This window comes from Streptomyces lincolnensis, assembly GCF_001685355.1.
Lineage (GTDB): Bacteria > Actinomycetota > Actinomycetes > Streptomycetales > Streptomycetaceae > Streptomyces > Streptomyces lincolnensis.
In genome coordinates this window covers 2,763,229-2,781,828 of record NZ_CP016438.1, presented here as the reverse complement: position 1 = coordinate 2,781,828, position 18,600 = coordinate 2,763,229, and the positions used below count along the sequence as shown (strand labels likewise).

Sequence of the window (18,600 nt, the reverse complement as noted above, 5' to 3'; positions counted from 1 at the left end):
CGCGTACAAGCTGGAACTCCAGCCGCGCGCCCCGGAGGACAACGATGAGCACCCCGCCGCTCGCCTCAGGCCCCGAAGGCCCCCACGCCCTGCGGCCCCTGCTCACCACCGTCCTCGACGCGCTGCACACCGGCGGCAGGGCCCGCGGCGGACCACTCCCGGCGGGAGGACCCGACGCGGTCGCCGCACGGATCCGCGAGGCGGTGGCGGACGTACTCCCCGAAGAAGGCGACCCGGACGCCCTGCGCCGCCTCGTCCACGCCCTCGCCGAGGGCGCCGCCGACCCCGCGCACCCCTGGTGCGCCGCCCACCTGCACTGCCCGCCCCTCGCCGTCGCGGTCGCGGCAGACCTCGCGGCAAGCGCCCTCAACCCGTCCCTGGACTCCTGGGACCAGGCACCGGCGGCCTCCGAACTGGAGGAACTCGTCACACGGGCACTCGCGCGCGAGGTCTACGGTGAGACACCCAGCGGCGCGGGGCCGCACCGGCGTACGGCTCCGCCGCGGGGCGCGACAAGCCACGACGCGCCCGGACCCGACGACGCGCCCGGACCCGACCACGCGCTGGGACCCGACCACGCGCCCGCCGCCCTGGCGACAACCGGCGGCACCGAATCCAACCAACTGGCCCTCCTCCTCGCCAGAGAAGCCCTCGGTGCCGGCGTCCGCCCGGTCTGCGGCGCCAACGCCCACCACTCCCTGCCACGCGCCGCCTGGCTACTGGGCCTGCCCGAACCGGTGACCGTCCCCGCCCCGGCCGGCACCCTCGACCCCGCCGCCCTGGACGCCGCCCTCACCGACCTCCCCGGCCCTCATCTCGTCACCGCCACCGCGGGCACCACCGACGCCGGACTCATCGACCCGCTCCCCGAGATCGCCGCCATCTGCTCAACCCACGGAGCCCGCCTGCACGTCGACGCGGCATACGGAGGCGGACTGCTGTTCAGCACCCGGCACCGACACAAACTCGCCGGCCTGAGCGCCGCCGACACCGTCACCCTCGACCTGCACAAACTCGGCTGGCAACCCGTCGCCGCCGGCCTCCTCGCCGTACGCGACCCCCACGACCTCACAGCCCTCCACCACCACGCCGACTACCTCAACGCCGACGACGACACCGAAGCCGGCCTCCCCGACCTCCTCGGCCGCTCCCTGCGCACCACCCGCCGCCCCGACATCCTCAAGACCGCCGTCACCCTCGCCACCCTCGGCCGCACCGGACTCGGCGCCCTCGTCGACCAGGTCTGCGCACACGCCCACCGACTCGCCGACCTCGTCGACGCACACCCCGCCCTCGAACTCCACGACCGGCCCACCCTCAGCACCGTCCTGTTCCGCCCCACCGGAGCCGACGACGACACCGTGGCCCACATACGCCGCCACCTCCTCCACCAGGGCCACGCCGTCCTCGGCCGCACCCGCCTCGACGGCCGCCTCTGGCTCAAAGCCACCCTCCTCAACCCCCGCACCACGCCCGACGACCTGGCCGGGCTGCTGAAACTCGTGGAAGGAACCCCACCCCCATGACGCACCACCCCCCACCCCACGAGCCCGACGCACCCCGCGACCTCGTCGGCATCGGCATCGGCCCCTTCAACCTCTCCCTCGCCGCCCTCGCCCACCCCCTCACCGAACTCGACGCCGTCTTCTACGAACAACGCCCCGCCTTCGACTGGCACCCCGGCCTCCTCATCGACGGCGCCACCATCCAAGTCCCCTTCCTCGCCGACCTGGTGACCCTCGCCGACCCCACCAGCCCCTGGACCTTCCTCAACTACCTCAAGGCCCGCGACCGCCTCTTCCCCTTCTACTTCGCCGAGCGCTTCCACATCCAGCGCGCCGAATATGACGCCTACTGCCGCTGGGTCTCGGAGAACCTCCCCGGACTGCGCTTCGGCCACCAGATCGACGCCGTCCGCTGGAACCCCGAACGCGACGTCTTCGAGGTCGACTTCACCCAACTCGACGCCGACGGCGAAGCCGAAGCCCTCGGCCGCACCTACACCCGCAACGTCGTCCTCGGCATCGGCACCGAACCGTACGTCCCCGAACCCCTCAAACCCCTCGTCGAGGCCCCCACCGTCCCCGTCGTCCACGCCGCCGACTACCTCGACCACCGCACCGCACTCCTCGCCGCCGACCACATCACCGTCGTCGGATCAGGCCAGTCCGGCGCCGAGATCTTCCTCGACCTGCTCCGCAACCGCCCCACCGGCCGCGAGAAACTCCACTGGCTCGGCCGCACCGAGGCCTTCGCCCCCATGGAGTACTCCAAGCTCGGCCTCGAACACTTCACCCCCGACTACACCCGCTACTTCCACGCCCTCACCGAAAGCGTCCGCGACCGCCTCGTCACCACCCAGTGGCAACTCCACAAGGGCATCGACGCCGACACCCTCGCCGCCATCCACGACGAGCTCTACCGCCGCACCCTGCACGGCGGCTGGCCCGACGCCGTCCTCACCCCCGGCGTCCGCGTCCGCACCGCCGGCCGCATCGCCACCACCAAGATCGAACTCCACCTGGAACACATCCAGCAGAACACCCGCTCACGCCTCACCACCGACGCCGTCGTCCTCGCCACCGGCTACCGCGAACGCCCCCTCGACCGCATCCTCGCCGGCCTCGACCCCTACCTACGCCGCGACAGCCGCGAACGCCCCCGCGTCGACGAGCACTTCCGCCTCCTCCTCGACCCCTCCGTCACCGCCACCGGCAGCCACGTCTACGTACAGAACGCCGAACGCCACACCCACGGCATCGGCACCCCCGACCTGGGCCTCGCCGCCTGGCGCAGCGCCACCATCCTCAACGCCCTCACCGACAAGGCCCCCTACCCGCTCCCCACCCGAACCGCCTTCACCACCTTCGGCCTCGAACAACACACACCGCAGATCCCGACGGCCCGCCGGGCCCCGGCACTCACCCCGCTGATCGACGGCCGCTAGGAAAACGGTGAGGGCAGGACGGAACCCGTCCTGCCCTCACCCAACGCCCCACGTCCCCTAGAAGACCGGCGTACCGTTCCGCGTCAGCTTCCAGCCCACCGACGCGAAGTCCTTCGGATCCAGCACACCCTTCGCGGTCACCCACTCCGCGATCCGCGTCCGGATCTCCGTCGACTCCGACCACAGCTCGGGGGCCGAAGCGACATGCGGGAACGCCCCACCACCGTTCGCCCGGTAGTTGTTCACCGCGAACACGAACTTCTGCGTGTCGTCCAGCGCGGCACCCTCATACGTCACATTCCTGATCCGCGACCCCGCCGGCTGCGCGATGTCGATCTCGTACGACAACCCCGACACATAGTCGTAGTTGTAGTCCGGACGGCCACCCGCGTTCGTCAGCTTCTCCACATCGACCGCCGCACCCGCCGCCGTCTGCACGAAGTACTCCGCCGAATACTCCAGATACGCCTTCAGCTGCGCACCCGTCATCAGCTTCGCGACCAGCGTGTTGTCGAACACATACAGACCGGACAGGTCCCGGATCGTGACCTCGCCGGCCGGGATCTCCGACGTCCGCGAGAACGGGGAGGCCTGGGCGATCACCGGCAGCGAAGCGTGCTCGGTCCCGGCCAGCGCCGCCTTGACGACATCCTCCTGCACCTTGGTGATCAGATCGATGATCGGAGCGTCCTGGTAGCGCGCCTCGACCGTCGTCAGCTTCTCCGTCGCCGTACCGACCACCTGGTTGACGTACGCCACCACGATGTCGTGGTCGTCCTTCAGCAACTTGGTGATCTTCGGGTCGTCGGCCACCGTCTTGGAGTCACGCACGGTCGCCTTCACCGACTCCACCGACCAGCGACCCTTGGCGAAGACCAGCTCGAAGTCGAACAGGCTGAGCCGCTGGGCGAAGCACAGCGGCTCCGACAGCACGACCGTCTTCCCGGTCTTCTCGTTCGTGACCAGCAACTCCGCGATCTCCGTGTGCGCATGCCCCACCAGGATCGCGTCGATCCCCGGCACCTGCTGCGCCACCAACCCGGCCGAGTTCTCGATGTACGGCAACTGATCACCGTACGAAGAAGTCCCCGACGAACCCGAGTGCGCCGACACCACCACCACGTCCGCACCCATCGACCGCAGCCTCGGCACCCACTTCGCCGCCTGCTCCTCCAGCCCCGGGAACGTCAGCTTGCCCTGCACATACGCCTTGTCCCAGATCGCGATCCCCGGATTCGTCAGCCCCAGCACCGCCACCTTCACCGGCGGCGCGCCCTTCACATGGAACGTCTTCATGAAGTACGGCGGGAACGCCGGCCTCAGCGTCTTCGCGTCCAGCGCGTTCGCCCCGAGCAGCGGGAAGTCACACTGCTCCTCGAACTTGCGCAGAGTCTCGATGCCGTAGTTGAACTCGTGGTTCCCGAGCGCCACCGCGTCATACCCGATCGCGTTCATCGCCGCGGCCATCGGATGCACCGGACCACCCGGCGCGGTGATCGGATCGACCTTCGCGTAGTAGTACGTCAGCGGGGTGCCCTGAATGGTGTCACCCGCGTCGATCAGCATCGTGTTGCGGCGGCCCTTCTCCCGGCGGACCTGATCCACCAGCGTCGAGACCCGCGCCAGACCCTTCGCGTTGCCCTTGGCGTCCGAGAACTCCGCGTCCTTGAAGTAGTCCCAGTTGAAGACGTTGCCGTGCAGGTCGGTCGTCCCCATCACCGTCAGGGAATACCGCTTCGCCGGCCGATGCCCCTTCCCCGCCTCCGCGGCCTGCGCCGCCGGAGCCGCCACAGCACTCGCCATCGCCACCCCCGCCCCGGTCACGGCGGACTTCTTCAGAAACCTGCGGCGATTCAACGGCATGTCACGTACTCCTCGGGGAATGGTCAACAACGCGCGTAGATTCTGACCCGGACATGCCGCCCCAGAACAGACCCGCCAGGTTTCGATCTGATGACCGGCAAGGGCCGTAAGCAGGTAAGCGGTGACAGAGTGGGGCGTATGACCATCCCACCGGCCACCACCCCCGCCGACGACCACGGCCCCGCCGTCCCCTACGGCACCCCCGAAGCCCCCCGCATCGCCGTCCGCGGCGAAGCCCACCTCGAAGTCGACCCCGAGATCGCCCGCATCCGCCTCACCATCGCCTCCCGAGGCAAAGACCGCCGCGCCGCCCTCGACGACCTCACCCGCCGCAACACCGCCGCCCTCGACCTCCTCAAGTCCTACGGCGAAGCCGTCGAACGCCTCGAAACCGGCGCCTTCTCCATCACCCCCCAACTCAAAGAAGGCCGCGGCGAACGCGTCCACGCCTACCACGGCCGCGTCCACATCACCGCCGAACTCACCGACTTCACCGCCCTCGGTGAACTCACCACCCGCCTCGCCGACACCGACCTCACCCACGTCGACGGACCCTGGTGGGCCCTGCGCCCCGACTCACCCGCCCACCGGCGCGCCCGACAACAAGCAGTCCGCGAAGCCGTCCAACGCGCCCGCGAATACGCCGAAGCCCTCGACACCACCCTGGCAGCCCTCGTCGAACTCGCCGACATCGGCGCCGAAGCCGCCCCACCCGCCTACCCCGCCGCCCCCAGCGGCCGCATGCGCTCCCAGGCCGCCGCCGCCGAAACCACCGCCGCCGCACCCCTCGACCTCGAACCCCAACGCCAACGCGTCCACGCCCAGGTCAACGCCCGCTTCACCATGGCCCCACCCCGGCTCTGACGCTCGTCCGAGCACCCCGGCGCACACTTCAACCCTTGTCAACAACCCTTCATTCAAAGGTTGTTGAGCAGTCACGCTCCACCAAATCCCTACCCATCGGTAAGGCCTAGGGTCACACCATGCGCCGAGCAAAAATCGTCTGCACCCTGGGCCCCGCCACCCACACATACGACCAGATCAAAGCCCTCGTCGACGCCGGCATGGACGTAGCCCGCCTCAACCTCAGCCACGGCACCCACGCCGAACACGAAGAGCGCTACCACCACGTCCGCAAGGCCTCCGACGAAACCGGCCGCAGCATCGGCATCCTCGCCGACCTCCAAGGCCCGAAGATCCGCCTCGGCCACTTCACCGAAGGCCCCGTACTCCTCGAACGCGGGGACACCTTCACCATCAGCGTGGAGGAGGGCGTAGAGGGCGACGGCCGACAGTGCGGCACGACATACCCCGGTCTCGCGGGTGATGTGATCCCCGGCGAACGCATCCTCGTGGACGACGGCAAAGTCTGCCTGGAGGTCGCCTCGGTCGACGGCCCCCACGTCCACACCACGGTCGTGGAGGGAGGCATGGTCTCCGACCACAAGGGCCTGAACCTTCCGGGCGTCGCCGTATCGGTCCCGGCTCTCTCCACCAAGGACGAAGAAGACCTCCGCTGGGCTCTGCGCACAGGCTGCGACATCATCGCCCTGTCCTTCGTCCGCTCCGGCCGCGACATCGACGCCGTCCACCGCATCATGGACGAGACGGGACGCCGCCTCCCGGTCATCGCCAAGGTCGAGAAACCCCAGGCCGTCGACGCCATCGAGGACATCGTCGCCGCCTTCGACGGCATCATGGTCGCGCGGGGCGACCTCGGCGTCGAGATGCCCCTGGAACAGGTCCCCATCGTCCAGAAGCGAGCGATCAAGCTGGCGAAGCGCAACGCCAAGCCGGTCATCGTCGCCACGCAGATGCTGGACTCGATGATCGACAACTCCCGTCCCACGCGAGCGGAAGCCTCGGACGTCGCCAACGCGGTCATCGACGGCACGGACGCGGTGATGCTGTCCGGCGAGACCAGCGTCGGCAAGCACGCCATCGAGACGGTCCGGACGATGGCCAAGATCGTCGAAGCGGCGGAGGAAGACCTCCTCGCCAAGGGCCTGCCCCCACTGACCGAAAGCAACAAGCCCCGCACACAGGGCGGCGCCGTGGCCCGAGCGGCGGCAGAAATGGGCGACTTCCTCCAAGCCAAGTTCCTCGTCGCCTTCACCCAGTCCGGCGACACCGCCCGCCGACTCTCGCGGTACCGGTCACCCATCCCGTTGTTGGCCTTCACCCCGGAACCGGCGACTCGCTCCCAACTGAACCTGACGTGGGGCGTCGAGACCTTCCTCGGCCCGCACGTCGACTCCACCGACGCGATGGTCGACCAGGTGGACGAGTTGTTGTTGAAGTACGGCCGCTGCCAGAAGGGCGACGTGGTCGTCATCACGGCCGGCTCGCCGCCCGGGGTCTCCGGGTCGACGAACCTGGTCCGGGTGCATCACATCGGGGAGGAGGAGTGAAGTAGGGGGTCAGTGTTTGGGGCCCACGTGGATGTCCATGAGGGCTACGGAGGCTTTCCGGGCGATCGAGACGTTGAACGGGTCGCAGCCGCGAGCGAGCATGGTCCACTCGACACCGACCTTGTCGAGGGTGTCGGTGAAGAGCTTCCTGATGTCGTCCGACTTGTTGGCGAAGAAGTACCTGGGGTATTCGTAGCGCTTGCGCTCACCGGCGACGAGGCGGGTGGTCCAGTTGGTGATGCGGCACCCGTCGGAGTGGATGAGCCCACGGATGAACTCCCAGGGGTGCGTGTCGACGATCTCCTGTTGCCACGGGTCCAGGGCGATCGTCCGCTCGTGCTTCTTGCCGGGCCCGTGTTGGGGGAAGAGGCAGTGCAGGTGCTTCGAGTAGACCTTTACGTTGCTGCACCCCGTCCTGCGCACGCGGCAGACCGAGTTGTTGGGGAAGACCGCGCGCATGGCCTGCTCGCAATCGTCCATCAGGCCGGGCCATGACTGGGTGCAGGTGATCATTAGGTTGGGCACTCGGTGCTCGGAGTAGTGGCTGATGTGGCCGTCGCCGAGGTAGAGACCCAGCAGATAGCTGTAGGCGGGGTCATCGAGCTTGCGCCCGTCGCATCGGGGGCATTTGGGATCCCGCGTTCCTGGACACTCGCCGCGTTTCGCTCGGTCCATGTGCTTCCAGTAGCCGACCGTGCCGAGTGGCACGTTAAGTCGCCGTGCGACTTCCGCGTTTCTTGTGCCGCCGCGCAAGAGCGTGAGCGCTTTGTGTCGAACCTCAGTGCCGTGAAAGTTCATACGGCTACTCTGAGTGAGTGATCGCGACTGCGTGCAGCAAAAAGCGGATGTTCACGAGAACGTGAGCATCCGCTTCTTAAGTGCCCGGTGTGGGATTCGAACCCACATGCCCTAAGGCACGGTGGTTTGAGCACCGCGAGTCTGACCAGTTCCTCCAACCGGGCAAGCTGGTGGGCTGTCGGGAAGTGTACCGGGTCACCGCAGGTCCCCGCCTCTAGGTAGGCTGCATAAGCAGCTGTACCGCCCGGCCCGTAACAAGGAGCCCCCGTGACCGCCCCCGAGTCGCCCCAGCCCGTAGACGCGCCCGACGACGACAAGTCGCACGTGCCTCCGCTGACGACCCGTGTCGTCATCGCCGAGGACGAGGCACTGATCCGCCTCGACCTCAAAGAGATGCTGGAGGAGGAGGGCTACACCGTCGTAGGTGAGGCGGGCGATGGTGAGCAGGCCGTGGAGTTGGCCCGTGAGCACAAGCCTGACCTGGTGATCCTGGACGTGAAGATGCCGAAGCTGGACGGCATCTCCGCGGCCGAGAAGATCGCCGAGGACCGGATCGCCCCGGTGCTGATGCTCACCGCGTTCTCGCAGCGCGATCTGGTCGAGCGGGCGAGGGACGCCGGTGCGATGGCGTATCTCGTGAAGCCGTTCAGCAAGAGTGACGTGGTGCCGGCGATCGAGATGGCGGTCTCGCGGTTCACGGAACTGAGGGAGCTGGAGAACGAGGTCGCGGACCTCACGCAGCGCTTGGAGACCCGCAAGCTGGTGGACCGCGCGAAGTCGATCCTTCAGACGGAGTACGGCCTGAGTGAGCCCGCCGCGTTCCGCTGGATCCAGAAGACGTCGATGGACCGTCGGATGTCGATGCAGCAGGTGGCGGAGGCCGTCATCCAGGACGCGGACGAGAAGAAGAACAAGGGCTGACCCGCCCGGCCCCCGAGCATGAGCGAGGCCCGCGTCCCCGTGGAGGGGGCGCGGGCCTCGTCGTATCTCCGGGTACGTCAGTCCTCGCCGAGGTAGGCCTTGCGTACCGACTCGTCGTGCAGCAGGTCCTGTCCGGTGCCGGACAACACGATGTTGCCGACTTCCATGACGTGTCCCTGGTCGGCGAGGGAGAGCGCCGCCTGGGCGTTCTGCTCGACCAGCAGGATCGTGGTGCCCTGGGACTTCAGCTCGACGATGGTCGCCATGATCTTCTGCATCATGATGGGGGAGAGGCCCATGGAGGGCTCGTCCAGCATGAGCAGCTTCGGCTGGGACATCAGGGCCCGGCCCATGGCGAGCATCTGCTGTTCGCCGCCGGAGAGGGTGCCGGCGGCCTGGCTGCGGCGTTCGCCCAGGATGGGGAAGAGGTCGTAGGCGCGCTGGATGTCCTTCTCGATCCCCTCCTTGTCCTTCCTCAGGAACGCTCCGAGCTGGAGGTTCTCGAAGATCGTCAGGCGGGGGAAGATGTGCCGGCCTTCGGGGGAGTGGGCCAGGCCGAAGGAGACGATCTTGTGGGCGGGGATGCCGTTGAGGGGCTTCCCGTCGAACATGATCTTGCCGGAGGCGGGCTTCAGCAGACCGGACAGGGTCCTGAGCGTGGTGGTCTTGCCGGCGCCGTTGGTGCCGATGAGGGTGACGACCTGGCCGGCTTCGACGCTGAAGGAGATGCCCTTGACGGCTTCGATCTTGCCGTAGGAGACCCTCAGGTCCTCGACTTCGAGGAGTGCGGTCACTGGGCTTCTCCCTTGCTGGTCGTGCTGGGCGCTTCGGCGGCGGCTTCGGCGGCCGCGACTTCGGCGGCCTCCGCCTGGCCGGGGTCGCCCTCGAAGGGTTCGCCGAGGTAGGCGGCGATGACGCGTTCGTCGGCCTGGACGACCTCGGAGGTGCCCTCGACGAGTTTTTCGCCCTGGACCAGGACGGCGACGCGGTCGCTGAGGTTGAACACGAAGCGCATGTCGTGCTCGATGAGCAGGACGGCGATGCCCTTGTCGCGGATGGCGAAGACGAGTTCCTCGGTCGCGCGGGTTTCCTGCGGGTTCATGCCGGCCGTCGGTTCGTCCAGCAGCAGCAGGCCCGGCTCGCTCGCCAGCGCGCGGGCGATCTCCAGCTTGCGCTGCTCACCGTAGGGCAGGTTCCTCGCGAGGTGATCCCGCTTGGCGGCGAGGCCGATGAACTCCAGGAGTTCCATGGCCCTTTCCTCGCTGGCCTTTTCCGCCTTCTTGAAGCCGGGGCCGCGCAGCAGGGCGGACCACAGACCTTCCTTGGTGCGGGTGTGGCGGCCGACGAGGACGTTTTCCAGGACCGTCATGTTGGCGAACAGGCGGATGTTCTGGAAGGTGCGGGCGATGCCGGCCTTGGTGACCAGGTGCGGCTTGGGCGGCAGGACGGTGCCTTTGTAGGAGACCGTGCCTTCGGTGGGGACGTAGAGGCCGGTCAGGCAGTTGAAGAAGGTGGTCTTGCCGGCGCCGTTGGGGCCGATCAGTCCGACGATCTCGCCGGCGTTGACGGTGAAGTCGACCGAGCGGACGGCGGTGAGACCGCCGAAGCGCATGGTCACGTTGCGGGCTTCGAGTACAGGTGTGGTCATGGTGGTCACGCCCCCGCCTTGGTGACGGTCCCGGGTGTGTCGGTGAGCGTCGTCTGATCTGGTACGTCGAGTTGGCCGGTCTCGTGGAATTCGAGCTGGCGGCGGCGGTTGGCGATGATGCCTTCGGGGCGGAAGCGCATCAGGAGGATCAGCGCGATGCCGAACGCGAGCAGCGATTTGTCCTGGAGGAAGACGAGCTTCTCGGGCAGCAGGTAGAGCAGGGCGGCGCCCAGGATGGGTCCGGCGACCGTGCCCATGCCGCCCAGGACCACTGCCGCGAGCAGGAAGGCGGAGTTGGGCGGGGTGGACCCGGCGAACTGGTACGGGGTGGGCACGACGCTGTAGGTGACGTGGGCGGAGACGGTTCCGGCCAGGCCCGCCAGGGCGGCGCCGAGGGCGAAGGCGATGAGTTTGACGCGGAAGCCGTTGATGCCCATGGCGGTGGCGGCGGTTTCGTCTTCGCGGATGGCGATCCAGGAGCGGCCGATGCGGGAGTCGGCGGCGCGGGTGTAGACCAGGACGACGATGGCCATGATCAGGACCATGAGGAGGTAGTAGTTGGCGAAGCGGCCCAGGGTGAAGCCGGCGATGTCGTGGGGCTGGCCGAGGTCGAAGCCGAGGAGTTTGAGGTCGGGGATGGCGGGGATGCCGTTGGGTCCGTTGGTGATGTCGGGTCCGGAGTCGCCGTCCATGTTGTTGACGGCGATGCGGAAGATCTCGCCGAAGCCGAGGGTGACGATGGCGAGGTAGTCGCCGCGCAGGCGCAGGGTGGGGGCGCCGATGAGGATGCCGAAGACCAGGGAGGCGGCGGCGCCGGTGAGGGCGGCGGCCCAGAAGGGGAAGTGGACGCCGGAGAAGGTGGAGAATTCGGAGCCGGAGACCAGGGCGGCGGTGTAGGCGCCGACGCCGAGGAAGGCGACGTAGCCGAGGTCGAGGAGTCCGGCGAGGCCGACGACGATGTTGAGGCCGAGGGCGACGGTGCCGAAGATGAGGATGTTGACGCCGATGTTGGCGTAGTGGTCGTCGGTCTGGGTGAAGGGGAAGGCGATCGCGGCGGCGAAGCCCATGGCGAGGGTGAAGCTGCGGTGGTGGGCGACCAGCCGGGAGAAGCGGTCCAGCAGGCCCGCGGTGTGCAGGGCCCAGATCGAGAACACGACTACGAACAGGTAGCCGATGAACAGCTCGCCGTACTCGGTGTCGATGCCGTAGGTGAAGACACCCAGACCGATGATCGTGACGACGGTGATGACGGCCCGCTCGATCCAGGGCGCGAGGTCCTGGGGGGCGGGGATCTGTTCGGCCTTGGTGATGTAGGCCTTGAAGTGCTCTTTGGTGCCGCCGGTGGTCTTCTCCGGGAGGGAGAGGGCGCCGAGGACGGGGAGCAGGGAGGCGATGGCGGCGATGAAGCCGCCGGGTTCGAGGTTGGCGAGGCCGCCGAGGTCGACGCTGATCGCGAGGACGGTGTACCAGGTGACGCCGAAGCCGCCGAGGGCGCTCAGGAAGAGCGGCGCGTTGTTGCGGGCGGGGATGAGCCAGCCGAGGCCGCGGATGCCGTAGGAGGCCAGGGCGAACAGGGTGGTGATGATGCCGGCGGTGAAGGTGAGCCACTGGAGGCCGCCGGGGTAGCCGGTGACGGTGAGGTCACCGGGGAACGCGGAGGTCCAGGTCCAGGCGAGGAACGTGGACGCGGCGGTGGCGATGCCTCCGGCGAGGAGGAGTGCGCGGGCCGCCGCGACCGGGAGCGGGAGGAGGCCGCGGGCCCCGGGGGCGGGGGCGTTCCCGGCCGAGGGGGTGGTGTTCTTGGTCTCGGTCATGTGATCACGCCCTGTCCGCTACGCGTTCGCCGAGCAGGCCCTGTGGCCTGAGGAGCAGCACGAGGATGAGCAGGACGAAGGCCCACACGTCGGACCAGCCCTGGCCGCCGAGCTGCTGCATGCCGGGGATGCCGTCGATGTAGGCGGAGGCGAGGGTCTCGGCGACGCCCAGGACGAGGCCGCCGAGCATGGCGCCGTAGATGTTGCCGATCCCGCCCAGCACGGCCGCGGTGAAGGCCTTCAGCCCCATGAGGAAGCCCATGCGGTAGTCGACGTTGCCGTATTTGAGGCCGTAGGCGACGGCGGCGACGGCGGCGAAGAAGCCGCCGATGGCGAAGGCGATGACGATGATGCGGTTGGTGTCGATGCCCATGAGCTGGGCGGTGTCCGGGTCCTGGGCGGTGGCCTGCATGGCGCGGCCGGTGCGGGACTTGCGGACGAAGAAGGCCAGGGTGGCCATGCAGACGACGGCGGCCACGACGAGGAAGATGTCGGCGTCCTTGATGGTGACGGAGCCGATGTCGCGGGTGGTGTCCAGGCCGGGGAAGGCGCGGGTGCGGTCGGCGCCGGGGTAGAAGTTGCGGACGACTTCCTGGAGGGCCAGGGAGAGGCCGATCGCGGTGATGAGGGGGGCTAGCCGTGGTGCTCCGCGCAGCGGGCGGTAGGCGAACCGTTCCGCTCCGACGGCGATGAGGATGGCGACGAGGGCGCCGCCGATCAGCATCAGCGGGATGGCCAGGGCCATCGTGGTGCCGTCGGGCAGGATGTAGAAGTAGACCGTCAGGGCGCCGAAGGCCCCGGTCATGAAGATCTCGCCGTGCGCGAAGTTGATGAGCTGGACGATGCCGTACACCATCGTGTAGCCGATGGCGATCAGCCCGTACATCGAGCCTAGGAGCAGCCCGTTGGCCAGCTGCTGCGGCAGGGTGTTCACCGCGTGGCCTCCATGTCGCTGGTGGTGGTCGTGTGCACTGGTGGCGTGCAGGGTCTGGGGTGCACTGGTGTGCGGAAGTCCGGGTGTGGAAACGGGCCGCGCGGTCGGGGTCCTCCTTCCGCGCGGCCCGTGAGCGGTGTGCTGTGGGGTCCTGGGGTCAGCCGAGGTCGGCGGTGCCGGTGTCGACTGCCTTCCACTTGCCCTTTTCGACCTGGTAGACGGTCAGCTGCTTGTTGGTGGTGTCGCCGTACTGGTCGAAGGAGACCTTGCCGGTGAGGCCCTCGAAGTCGGACTTCTGGACGCCGTCGACGACGGAGGAGCGCAGGGCGTTGATGTCGCTGGGGACCTTGCCGTCGTTGGCGTCCACGGCGGCCTTCACGGCCTTGATGATGGCGGTGGTGGCGTCGTAGGCGTAGGCACCGTAGGCGCCGTAGTCACCCTTGTAGCCCTTGGACTTGTAGGTGGCGATGAAGTCCTTGGCGGCCGGGAGGGTGTCGGCGGGGACACCGATCGCGGTGACGAGGTCGCCCTCGGCGGAGGCGCCGGCGGCGGAGATGTAGGTGGAGGCGTACATGCCGTCACCACCGAACAGCGGGATCTTGACGTTGGCGTCCTTCATCTGCTTGGTGAGCAGGGAGGACTCGTCGTACTGGCCGCCGTAGTAGAGCAGGTCGGCGCCGGAGTTCTTGATCTTGGTGACCAGGGAGCCGAAGTCCTTGGTGCCGGTGTTGACGTGGTCGGTCTGGACGACCTGGCCGCCGAGCTTCTTGAACTGGTCGCTGAAGATCTTCGCCAGGCCGGCGCCGTAGGTCTGCTTGTCGTCGACTACGAAGACCTTCTTCTTCTTGAGGTCGTTGAAGGCGTAGCCGGCGGCGAAGCTGCCCTGGAGCTCGTCGGTGGTGGCGGTGCGGAAGTACGTCTTGTACGGCCGCTCCTTGGCCGTCTGCCAGTTCTTGCCCTGGGTCAGCTGGGGGTTGGTGTTGGCCGGGGAGATCTGGACCATGTTGGCCGAGGCGAAGACCTGCTGCATGGTCTGGGCGACGCCGGAGTTCAGCGGGCCGACGGCGCCGACGGCCGTCTTGTCGCCGGTGATGGCGGTGGCGTTGGACTGGCCGGTGGCGGGCTGCGCCTTGTCGTCCAGGGCCTTGATCTTGAAGGTGACGCCGGGAACGAGTTTGTTCTTGTTGGCGTCGTCGACGGCGATCTGGGCGCCGTAGCGGATCCCGAGGCCGGTGGTGGAGTTCTCGCCCGTGTACGGGGCGTCGACGCCGATGGTCAGCGTGGTGCCGCCACCGTTGTCGCCACTGTCGCCGCCGCCGTTGTCGTCTCGGGAGCCGCAGGCGGTGAGCGTCAGAGCGCCGGTCGCGAGAACGGAGCTAAGTATCACCAAGGAACGTCGCACAATCAGTCCTTTCCGCAGGCACTGTCACCCCTTGTGGGGGACGGCGGGTGCCGCGCTGGTACCGAACTCCCGATGGAGCGGTGACTGGCCGTGACTCTAAGCCCGGTTTGTAGTGCTGGGCATCGCTGTGCGCGGGCTTGTGACTTTCTTGTTATGACGTGGTGGAGGGCAAGCCTCGGTAAAGGGGGCTCTCGGCCGTTTTAGTGGGGGTGCTCTCAGTCCGCATGCTGAGAACCCGCACTTCCGGTTGGCCGCGGGCCCGGCGCCGCGGGTGGAGGCCCGCAGACGTTGTTCAAGAGCGCGGAAAGATCCCTGGAGTGGGCGCGGCCGAAGATGAAACTGTGTCGCTGTATTGCGCGTGTGTTACGCAGCGTTACGTCGAGAAGAGAAAGGTCCGCATTCAGGGGGAGGCCGGAGCAGTCGGATACGGATATCTCGACGGTGATGCGGCGGGTCGTTCCGGCGCGGACGGTGAAGGCGGATTCGGGTACGGCCCGGGCCCGGAGCCCGGGGAAGGCGGCGCCGGTGACCGTCAGGGTCACGGGCGGGCCGCTGTCGACGGTTACGGCGAAACGATACCGCCCGCTGGTTTTCGCGGAGTTGAGGGGTGCGGCGAGTCCCGCGTAGTGCCAGGTGGTGACGTTGGCGGGCCAGGGGACGGGACGGGGTGGGAGAGGTGGGGCGGGGTTGCTGTCGGGTGCGAGGACCAGGGCGCCGATCGCCGTAGCGGCGGCGGCCGTTGCCGCGAGGACGCCCTGCCTGGCCCGTCGCGGCAGTCCGTGCCACCGCTGGGCGAGCCGGTCCGTGAGCCGTGGCGCGTCGGCGCCGATCACGTCGTAACTCTCGCCGGTCTCCGCCGAGTTGACGGGCTCGACGGGGCCGATGCCGGTCATGGGAGCGGCCTCATGGAACGACGGTACCCGCTACCCGGTTCGCCTGGCTGTGGCCGGTCGTGGCCGTAAGTCGGGGCGACCGGCCCGCGCGGTCATCCGGCGGAAATCATCCGGGCGCCGTCGCCGGGATTGGCGTCCCGCAGCAGGCAGGTGAGCCGGGCGGTGCACACCCGCCGTCCTTCCTCGTCGCTGATGACGACCTCGTACGTCGCCGTGGAGCGTCCCCGGTGTACCGGCGTCGCCACTCCGGTGACCAGGCCCGACCGTGCCCCTCGGTGATGGGTGCAGTTCAGGTCCACGCCGACCGCGATCTTCGAGCTGCCTCCGTGCAGCATCGACCCGACGGATCCGAGCGTCTCCGCCAGCACCGCCGACGCGCCGCCGTGCAGCAGCCCGTACGGCTGGGTGTTGCCTTCCACCGGCATCGTCCCGACCACGCGCTCCGCGGACGCCTCGACGATCTGCACCCCCATCCGCGTCCCGAGGTGCCCTGCCGAGAACAGTGCCTGGAGGTCCACGCCGAGTGCGGCGTACTCGGCGATGACCTCCTGCGGGAACGTCACATGCTGCTGCTCGCCCATGGGGCCCGACTCCGTTCGTCGTGATCGGTACGGCCGTCCGTACGGCCCACCGGCTGAGCAAACGCTCAGTCGGTAGCCGATTGTTCCAGACGTACGACGACGGACTTGCTGGCCGGGGTGTTGCTGACGTCGGCGGTGGCGTCCAGGGGCACGAGCACGTTGGTCTCGGGGTAGTAGGCGGCCGCGCAGCCCCTCGCTGTCGGATAGAACACCACCCGGAAGCCCGGAGCCCGCCGCTCGACCTTGTCCGTCCACTCGCTCACGAGGTCGACGTACGAGCCGTCCGCGATCTTCAGCCGGCCGGCGTCCTCGGGGTTCACGAGCACCACCCGCCGGCCGTTCTTGATCCCGCGGTAACGGTCGTCCAGGCCGTAGATGGTGGTGTTGTACTGGTCGTGCGAGCGCAGCGTCTGGAGCAGCAGCCGCCCCTCGGGCAGCTTCGGGTACTCGACGGGCGCGGCGGTGAAGTTGGCCTTGCCGGTGGCGGTGGGGAAGCGGCGCTCGTCGCGCGGGGCGTGCGGGAGGGTGAAGCCGCCGGGGTGGGCGACGCGTGCGTTGAAGTCCTCGAAGCCGGGGATCACGCGCGCGATGCGGTCGCGGATCGTGGCGTAGTCCTTCTCGAACTCCTCCCACGGGACCCTGCTGTCCTCGCCGAGGACCCGGCGCGCCAGGCGGCACACGATCGCCGGTTCGGACAGCAGGTGCGTGCTCGCGGGCTCCAGGCGGCCGCGGGAGGCGTGCACCATGCCCATGGAGTCCTCGACGGTCACGAACTGCTCGCCGCCGCCCTGGAGGTCGCGCTCCGTGCGGCCCAGGGTGGGCAGGATGAGGGCACGCGCGCCCGTGACGGCGTGCGAGCGGTTGAGCTTCGTCGAGACGTGCACGGTCAGCCGGGCCCGGCGCATGGCCGCCTCGGTGACCTCAGTGTCGGGCGAGGCGGAGACGAAGTTGCCGCCCATCGCGAAGAAGACCTTCGCCTTGCCGTCGCGCAGGGCGCGGATGGCCTGGACGACGTCGTAGCCGTGCTCGCGGGGCGGGGCGAACCCGAACTCCCGCTCCAGGGCGTCCAGGAAGGCGGGCGCCGGGCGTTCGAAGATGCCCATCGTGCGGTCGCCCTGCACGTTCGAGTGGCCGCGCACCGGGCACACGCCCGCGCCCGGGCGGCCGATGTTGCCGCGCAGGAGGAGGAAGTTGACCACCTCGCGGATGGTCGGCACGGAGTGCTTGTGCTGGGTCAGGCCCATCGCCCAGCAGACGATGGTCCGCTTGGAGGCGAGGATCATGCGCAGGGCTTCCTCGATCTCCTTCTGGGACAGGCCCGTCGCGGTGAGTGTCTCGTCCCAGTCGGCGGCGCGGGCCTGGGCCGCGAACTCCTCGTAGCCGTGGGTGTGTTCGCGGACGAAGTCCTCGTCGACGGCGCCCTCGGTCTCCAGGATCAGCTTGTTGAGGAGGCGGAAGAGGGCCTGGTCTCCGCCGATGCGGATCTGGAGGAACAGGTCGTTGAGCGCGGCGCCCGTGGTGAGGCCCTTGGCGGTCTGCGGGTTCTTGAAGCGCTCCAGGCCGGCCTCGGGCAGCGGATTGACGCTGATGATCTTCGCGCCGTTCGCCTTGGCCTTCTCCAGCGCGGAGAGCATGCGCGGATGGTTGGTGCCCGGGTTCTGGCCGGCCACGATGATCAGGTCGGCCTGGTAGAGGTCCTCCAGCAGGACGCTGCCCTTGCCGATGCCGATCGTCTCCGACAGGGCCGAGCCGGAGGACTCGTGGCACATGTTGGAGCAGTCCGGCAGGTTGTTGGTGCCCAGCTCGCGCGCGAACAGCTGGTAGAGGAACGCGGCCTCGTTGCTGGTACGGCCGGACGTGTAGAAGAGGGCCTCGTCGGGGGAGCCGAGGGCGGCGATCTCCTCGGCGACGATGTCGAAGGCCCGCTCCCAGGTCACCGGCTCGTAGCGGTCTCCCCCCTCGGGGAGGTACACGGGGTGGGTGAGGCGCCCCTGCTGCCCCAGCCAGTAGCCGCTCCTGGTCGCGAGGTCGGCGACGGAGTGCGCGGCGAAGAACTCCGGGGTCACCCGGCGCAGGGTGGCCTCCTCCGCGACCGCCTTCGCGCCGTTCTCGCAGAACTCCGCGGCGTGCCGGTGGTCCGGCTCCGGCCAGGCACAGCCGGGGCAGTCGAAGCCGTCCTTCTGGTTGACGCGCAGAAGCGTCAGCGCGGTGCGCTTGACGCCCATCTGCTGCCGCGCCATGCGCAGGGTGTGCCCGATGGCCGGCAGGCCCGCCGCGGCGTGCTGGGGCTCCGCGACCTGCGGCGCGTCCTGAACCGGATCGCTCTTGGGCGGCTTGCTCGCCATCGCGGACTCTCCTTCACGCACACGTATGAAGTACCTCTGAAGT

The 18,600-nt window shown here is 68.6% G+C and carries 15 protein-coding genes and 1 tRNA gene; 5 read left to right on the top strand and 11 right to left on the bottom strand.

What is annotated here, in order from left to right:
• Positions 1 to 44: 44 nt before the first annotated feature.
• Both SLINC_RS12320 and SLINC_RS12315 read left to right on the top strand, forming a co-directional pair.
• Entirely contained in the window at positions 45 to 1,526 is a 1,482-nt protein-coding gene (locus tag SLINC_RS12320; protein WP_067430784.1) for a pyridoxal phosphate-dependent decarboxylase family protein, read from the top strand.
• Positions 1,523 to 2,947: a lysine N(6)-hydroxylase/L-ornithine N(5)-oxygenase family protein gene (locus tag SLINC_RS12315; RefSeq protein WP_067430781.1), complete on the top strand. Its 1,425-nt coding sequence runs from the start codon at positions 1,523 to 1,525 to the stop codon at positions 2,945 to 2,947. The genes SLINC_RS12320 and SLINC_RS12315 overlap by 4 nt, the downstream gene beginning before the upstream one ends.
• Before the next feature lie 57 nt (positions 2,948 to 3,004).
• Here SLINC_RS12315 and SLINC_RS12310 read toward each other — a convergent pair whose 3' ends face one another.
• The gene (locus SLINC_RS12310; RefSeq protein WP_067430778.1) at positions 3,005 to 4,810 is read right to left on the bottom strand and encodes a bifunctional metallophosphatase/5'-nucleotidase; all 1,806 of its coding nucleotides are present in this window, start codon (positions 4,808 to 4,810) and stop codon (positions 3,005 to 3,007) included.
• Positions 4,811 to 4,948: 138 nt separating this feature from the next.
• On the opposite strand from SLINC_RS12310, the gene SLINC_RS12305 reads away from it, so the two are divergent.
• Both SLINC_RS12305 and pyk read left to right on the top strand, forming a co-directional pair.
• On the top strand, positions 4,949 to 5,674 hold the full coding sequence (locus SLINC_RS12305) for an SIMPL domain-containing protein (RefSeq protein ID WP_067430776.1): 726 nt from the start codon (positions 4,949 to 4,951) through the stop codon (positions 5,672 to 5,674).
• 119 nt (positions 5,675 to 5,793) lie between these two features.
• Entirely contained in the window at positions 5,794 to 7,221 is a 1,428-nt protein-coding gene (pyk, locus tag SLINC_RS12300) for a pyruvate kinase (protein ID WP_067430772.1), read from the top strand.
• A 9-nt stretch (positions 7,222 to 7,230) separates the two neighbouring features.
• Here pyk and SLINC_RS12295 read toward each other — a convergent pair whose 3' ends face one another.
• Both SLINC_RS12295 and SLINC_RS12290 read right to left on the bottom strand, forming a co-directional pair.
• Positions 7,231 to 8,019 (bottom strand): hypothetical protein, encoded by a 789-nt coding sequence (locus tag SLINC_RS12295; protein WP_067430768.1) that lies wholly within the window; start codon positions 8,017 to 8,019, stop codon positions 7,231 to 7,233.
• A gap of 81 nt (positions 8,020 to 8,100) precedes the next feature.
• A tRNA-Leu gene (locus SLINC_RS12290) sits at positions 8,101 to 8,183 on the bottom strand.
• 103 nt (positions 8,184 to 8,286) lie between these two features.
• Here SLINC_RS12290 and SLINC_RS12285 point away from each other — a divergent pair.
• Positions 8,287 to 8,940 carry an ANTAR domain-containing response regulator gene (locus tag SLINC_RS12285; RefSeq protein ID WP_067430765.1) on the top strand — a complete coding sequence of 218 codons (654 nt, stop codon included), beginning with the start codon at positions 8,287 to 8,289 and terminating at the stop codon, positions 8,938 to 8,940.
• A 77-nt stretch (positions 8,941 to 9,017) separates the two neighbouring features.
• Here SLINC_RS12285 and SLINC_RS12280 read toward each other — a convergent pair whose 3' ends face one another.
• The 8 genes from SLINC_RS12280 to SLINC_RS12245 form a co-directional block, all read right to left on the bottom strand.
• The gene (locus tag SLINC_RS12280; RefSeq protein WP_067430763.1) at positions 9,018 to 9,734 is read right to left on the bottom strand and encodes an ABC transporter ATP-binding protein; all 717 of its coding nucleotides are present in this window, start codon (positions 9,732 to 9,734) and stop codon (positions 9,018 to 9,020) included.
• Entirely contained in the window at positions 9,731 to 10,588 is an 858-nt protein-coding gene (locus tag SLINC_RS12275) for an ABC transporter ATP-binding protein (RefSeq protein ID WP_067445256.1), read from the bottom strand. The genes SLINC_RS12280 and SLINC_RS12275 overlap by 4 nt, the downstream gene beginning before the upstream one ends.
• Positions 10,589 to 10,593: 5 nt before the next feature.
• The gene (locus tag SLINC_RS12270) at positions 10,594 to 12,402 is read right to left on the bottom strand and encodes a branched-chain amino acid ABC transporter permease (protein ID WP_067430761.1); all 1,809 of its coding nucleotides are present in this window, start codon (positions 12,400 to 12,402) and stop codon (positions 10,594 to 10,596) included.
• 4 nt (positions 12,403 to 12,406) lie between these two features.
• Complete coding sequence (locus SLINC_RS12265; RefSeq protein WP_067430759.1) at positions 12,407 to 13,336, bottom strand: branched-chain amino acid ABC transporter permease; 930 nt, start codon at positions 13,334 to 13,336, stop codon at positions 12,407 to 12,409.
• 157 nt (positions 13,337 to 13,493) lie between these two features.
• Complete coding sequence (locus tag SLINC_RS12260) at positions 13,494 to 14,726, bottom strand: branched-chain amino acid ABC transporter substrate-binding protein (protein WP_067430756.1); 1,233 nt, start codon at positions 14,724 to 14,726, stop codon at positions 13,494 to 13,496.
• A gap of 227 nt (positions 14,727 to 14,953) precedes the next feature.
• Positions 14,954 to 15,631: a hypothetical protein gene (locus SLINC_RS12255; protein ID WP_067430754.1), complete on the bottom strand. Its 678-nt coding sequence runs from the start codon at positions 15,629 to 15,631 to the stop codon at positions 14,954 to 14,956.
• A 92-nt stretch (positions 15,632 to 15,723) separates the two neighbouring features.
• Positions 15,724 to 16,212, bottom strand: a complete 489-nt coding sequence (locus SLINC_RS12250; protein ID WP_067430752.1) for a PaaI family thioesterase — start codon at positions 16,210 to 16,212, stop codon at positions 15,724 to 15,726.
• A 65-nt stretch (positions 16,213 to 16,277) separates the two neighbouring features.
• Entirely contained in the window at positions 16,278 to 18,557 is a 2,280-nt protein-coding gene (locus SLINC_RS12245) for an FdhF/YdeP family oxidoreductase (RefSeq protein ID WP_067430749.1), read from the bottom strand.
• Positions 18,558 to 18,600 lie beyond the last annotated feature (43 nt).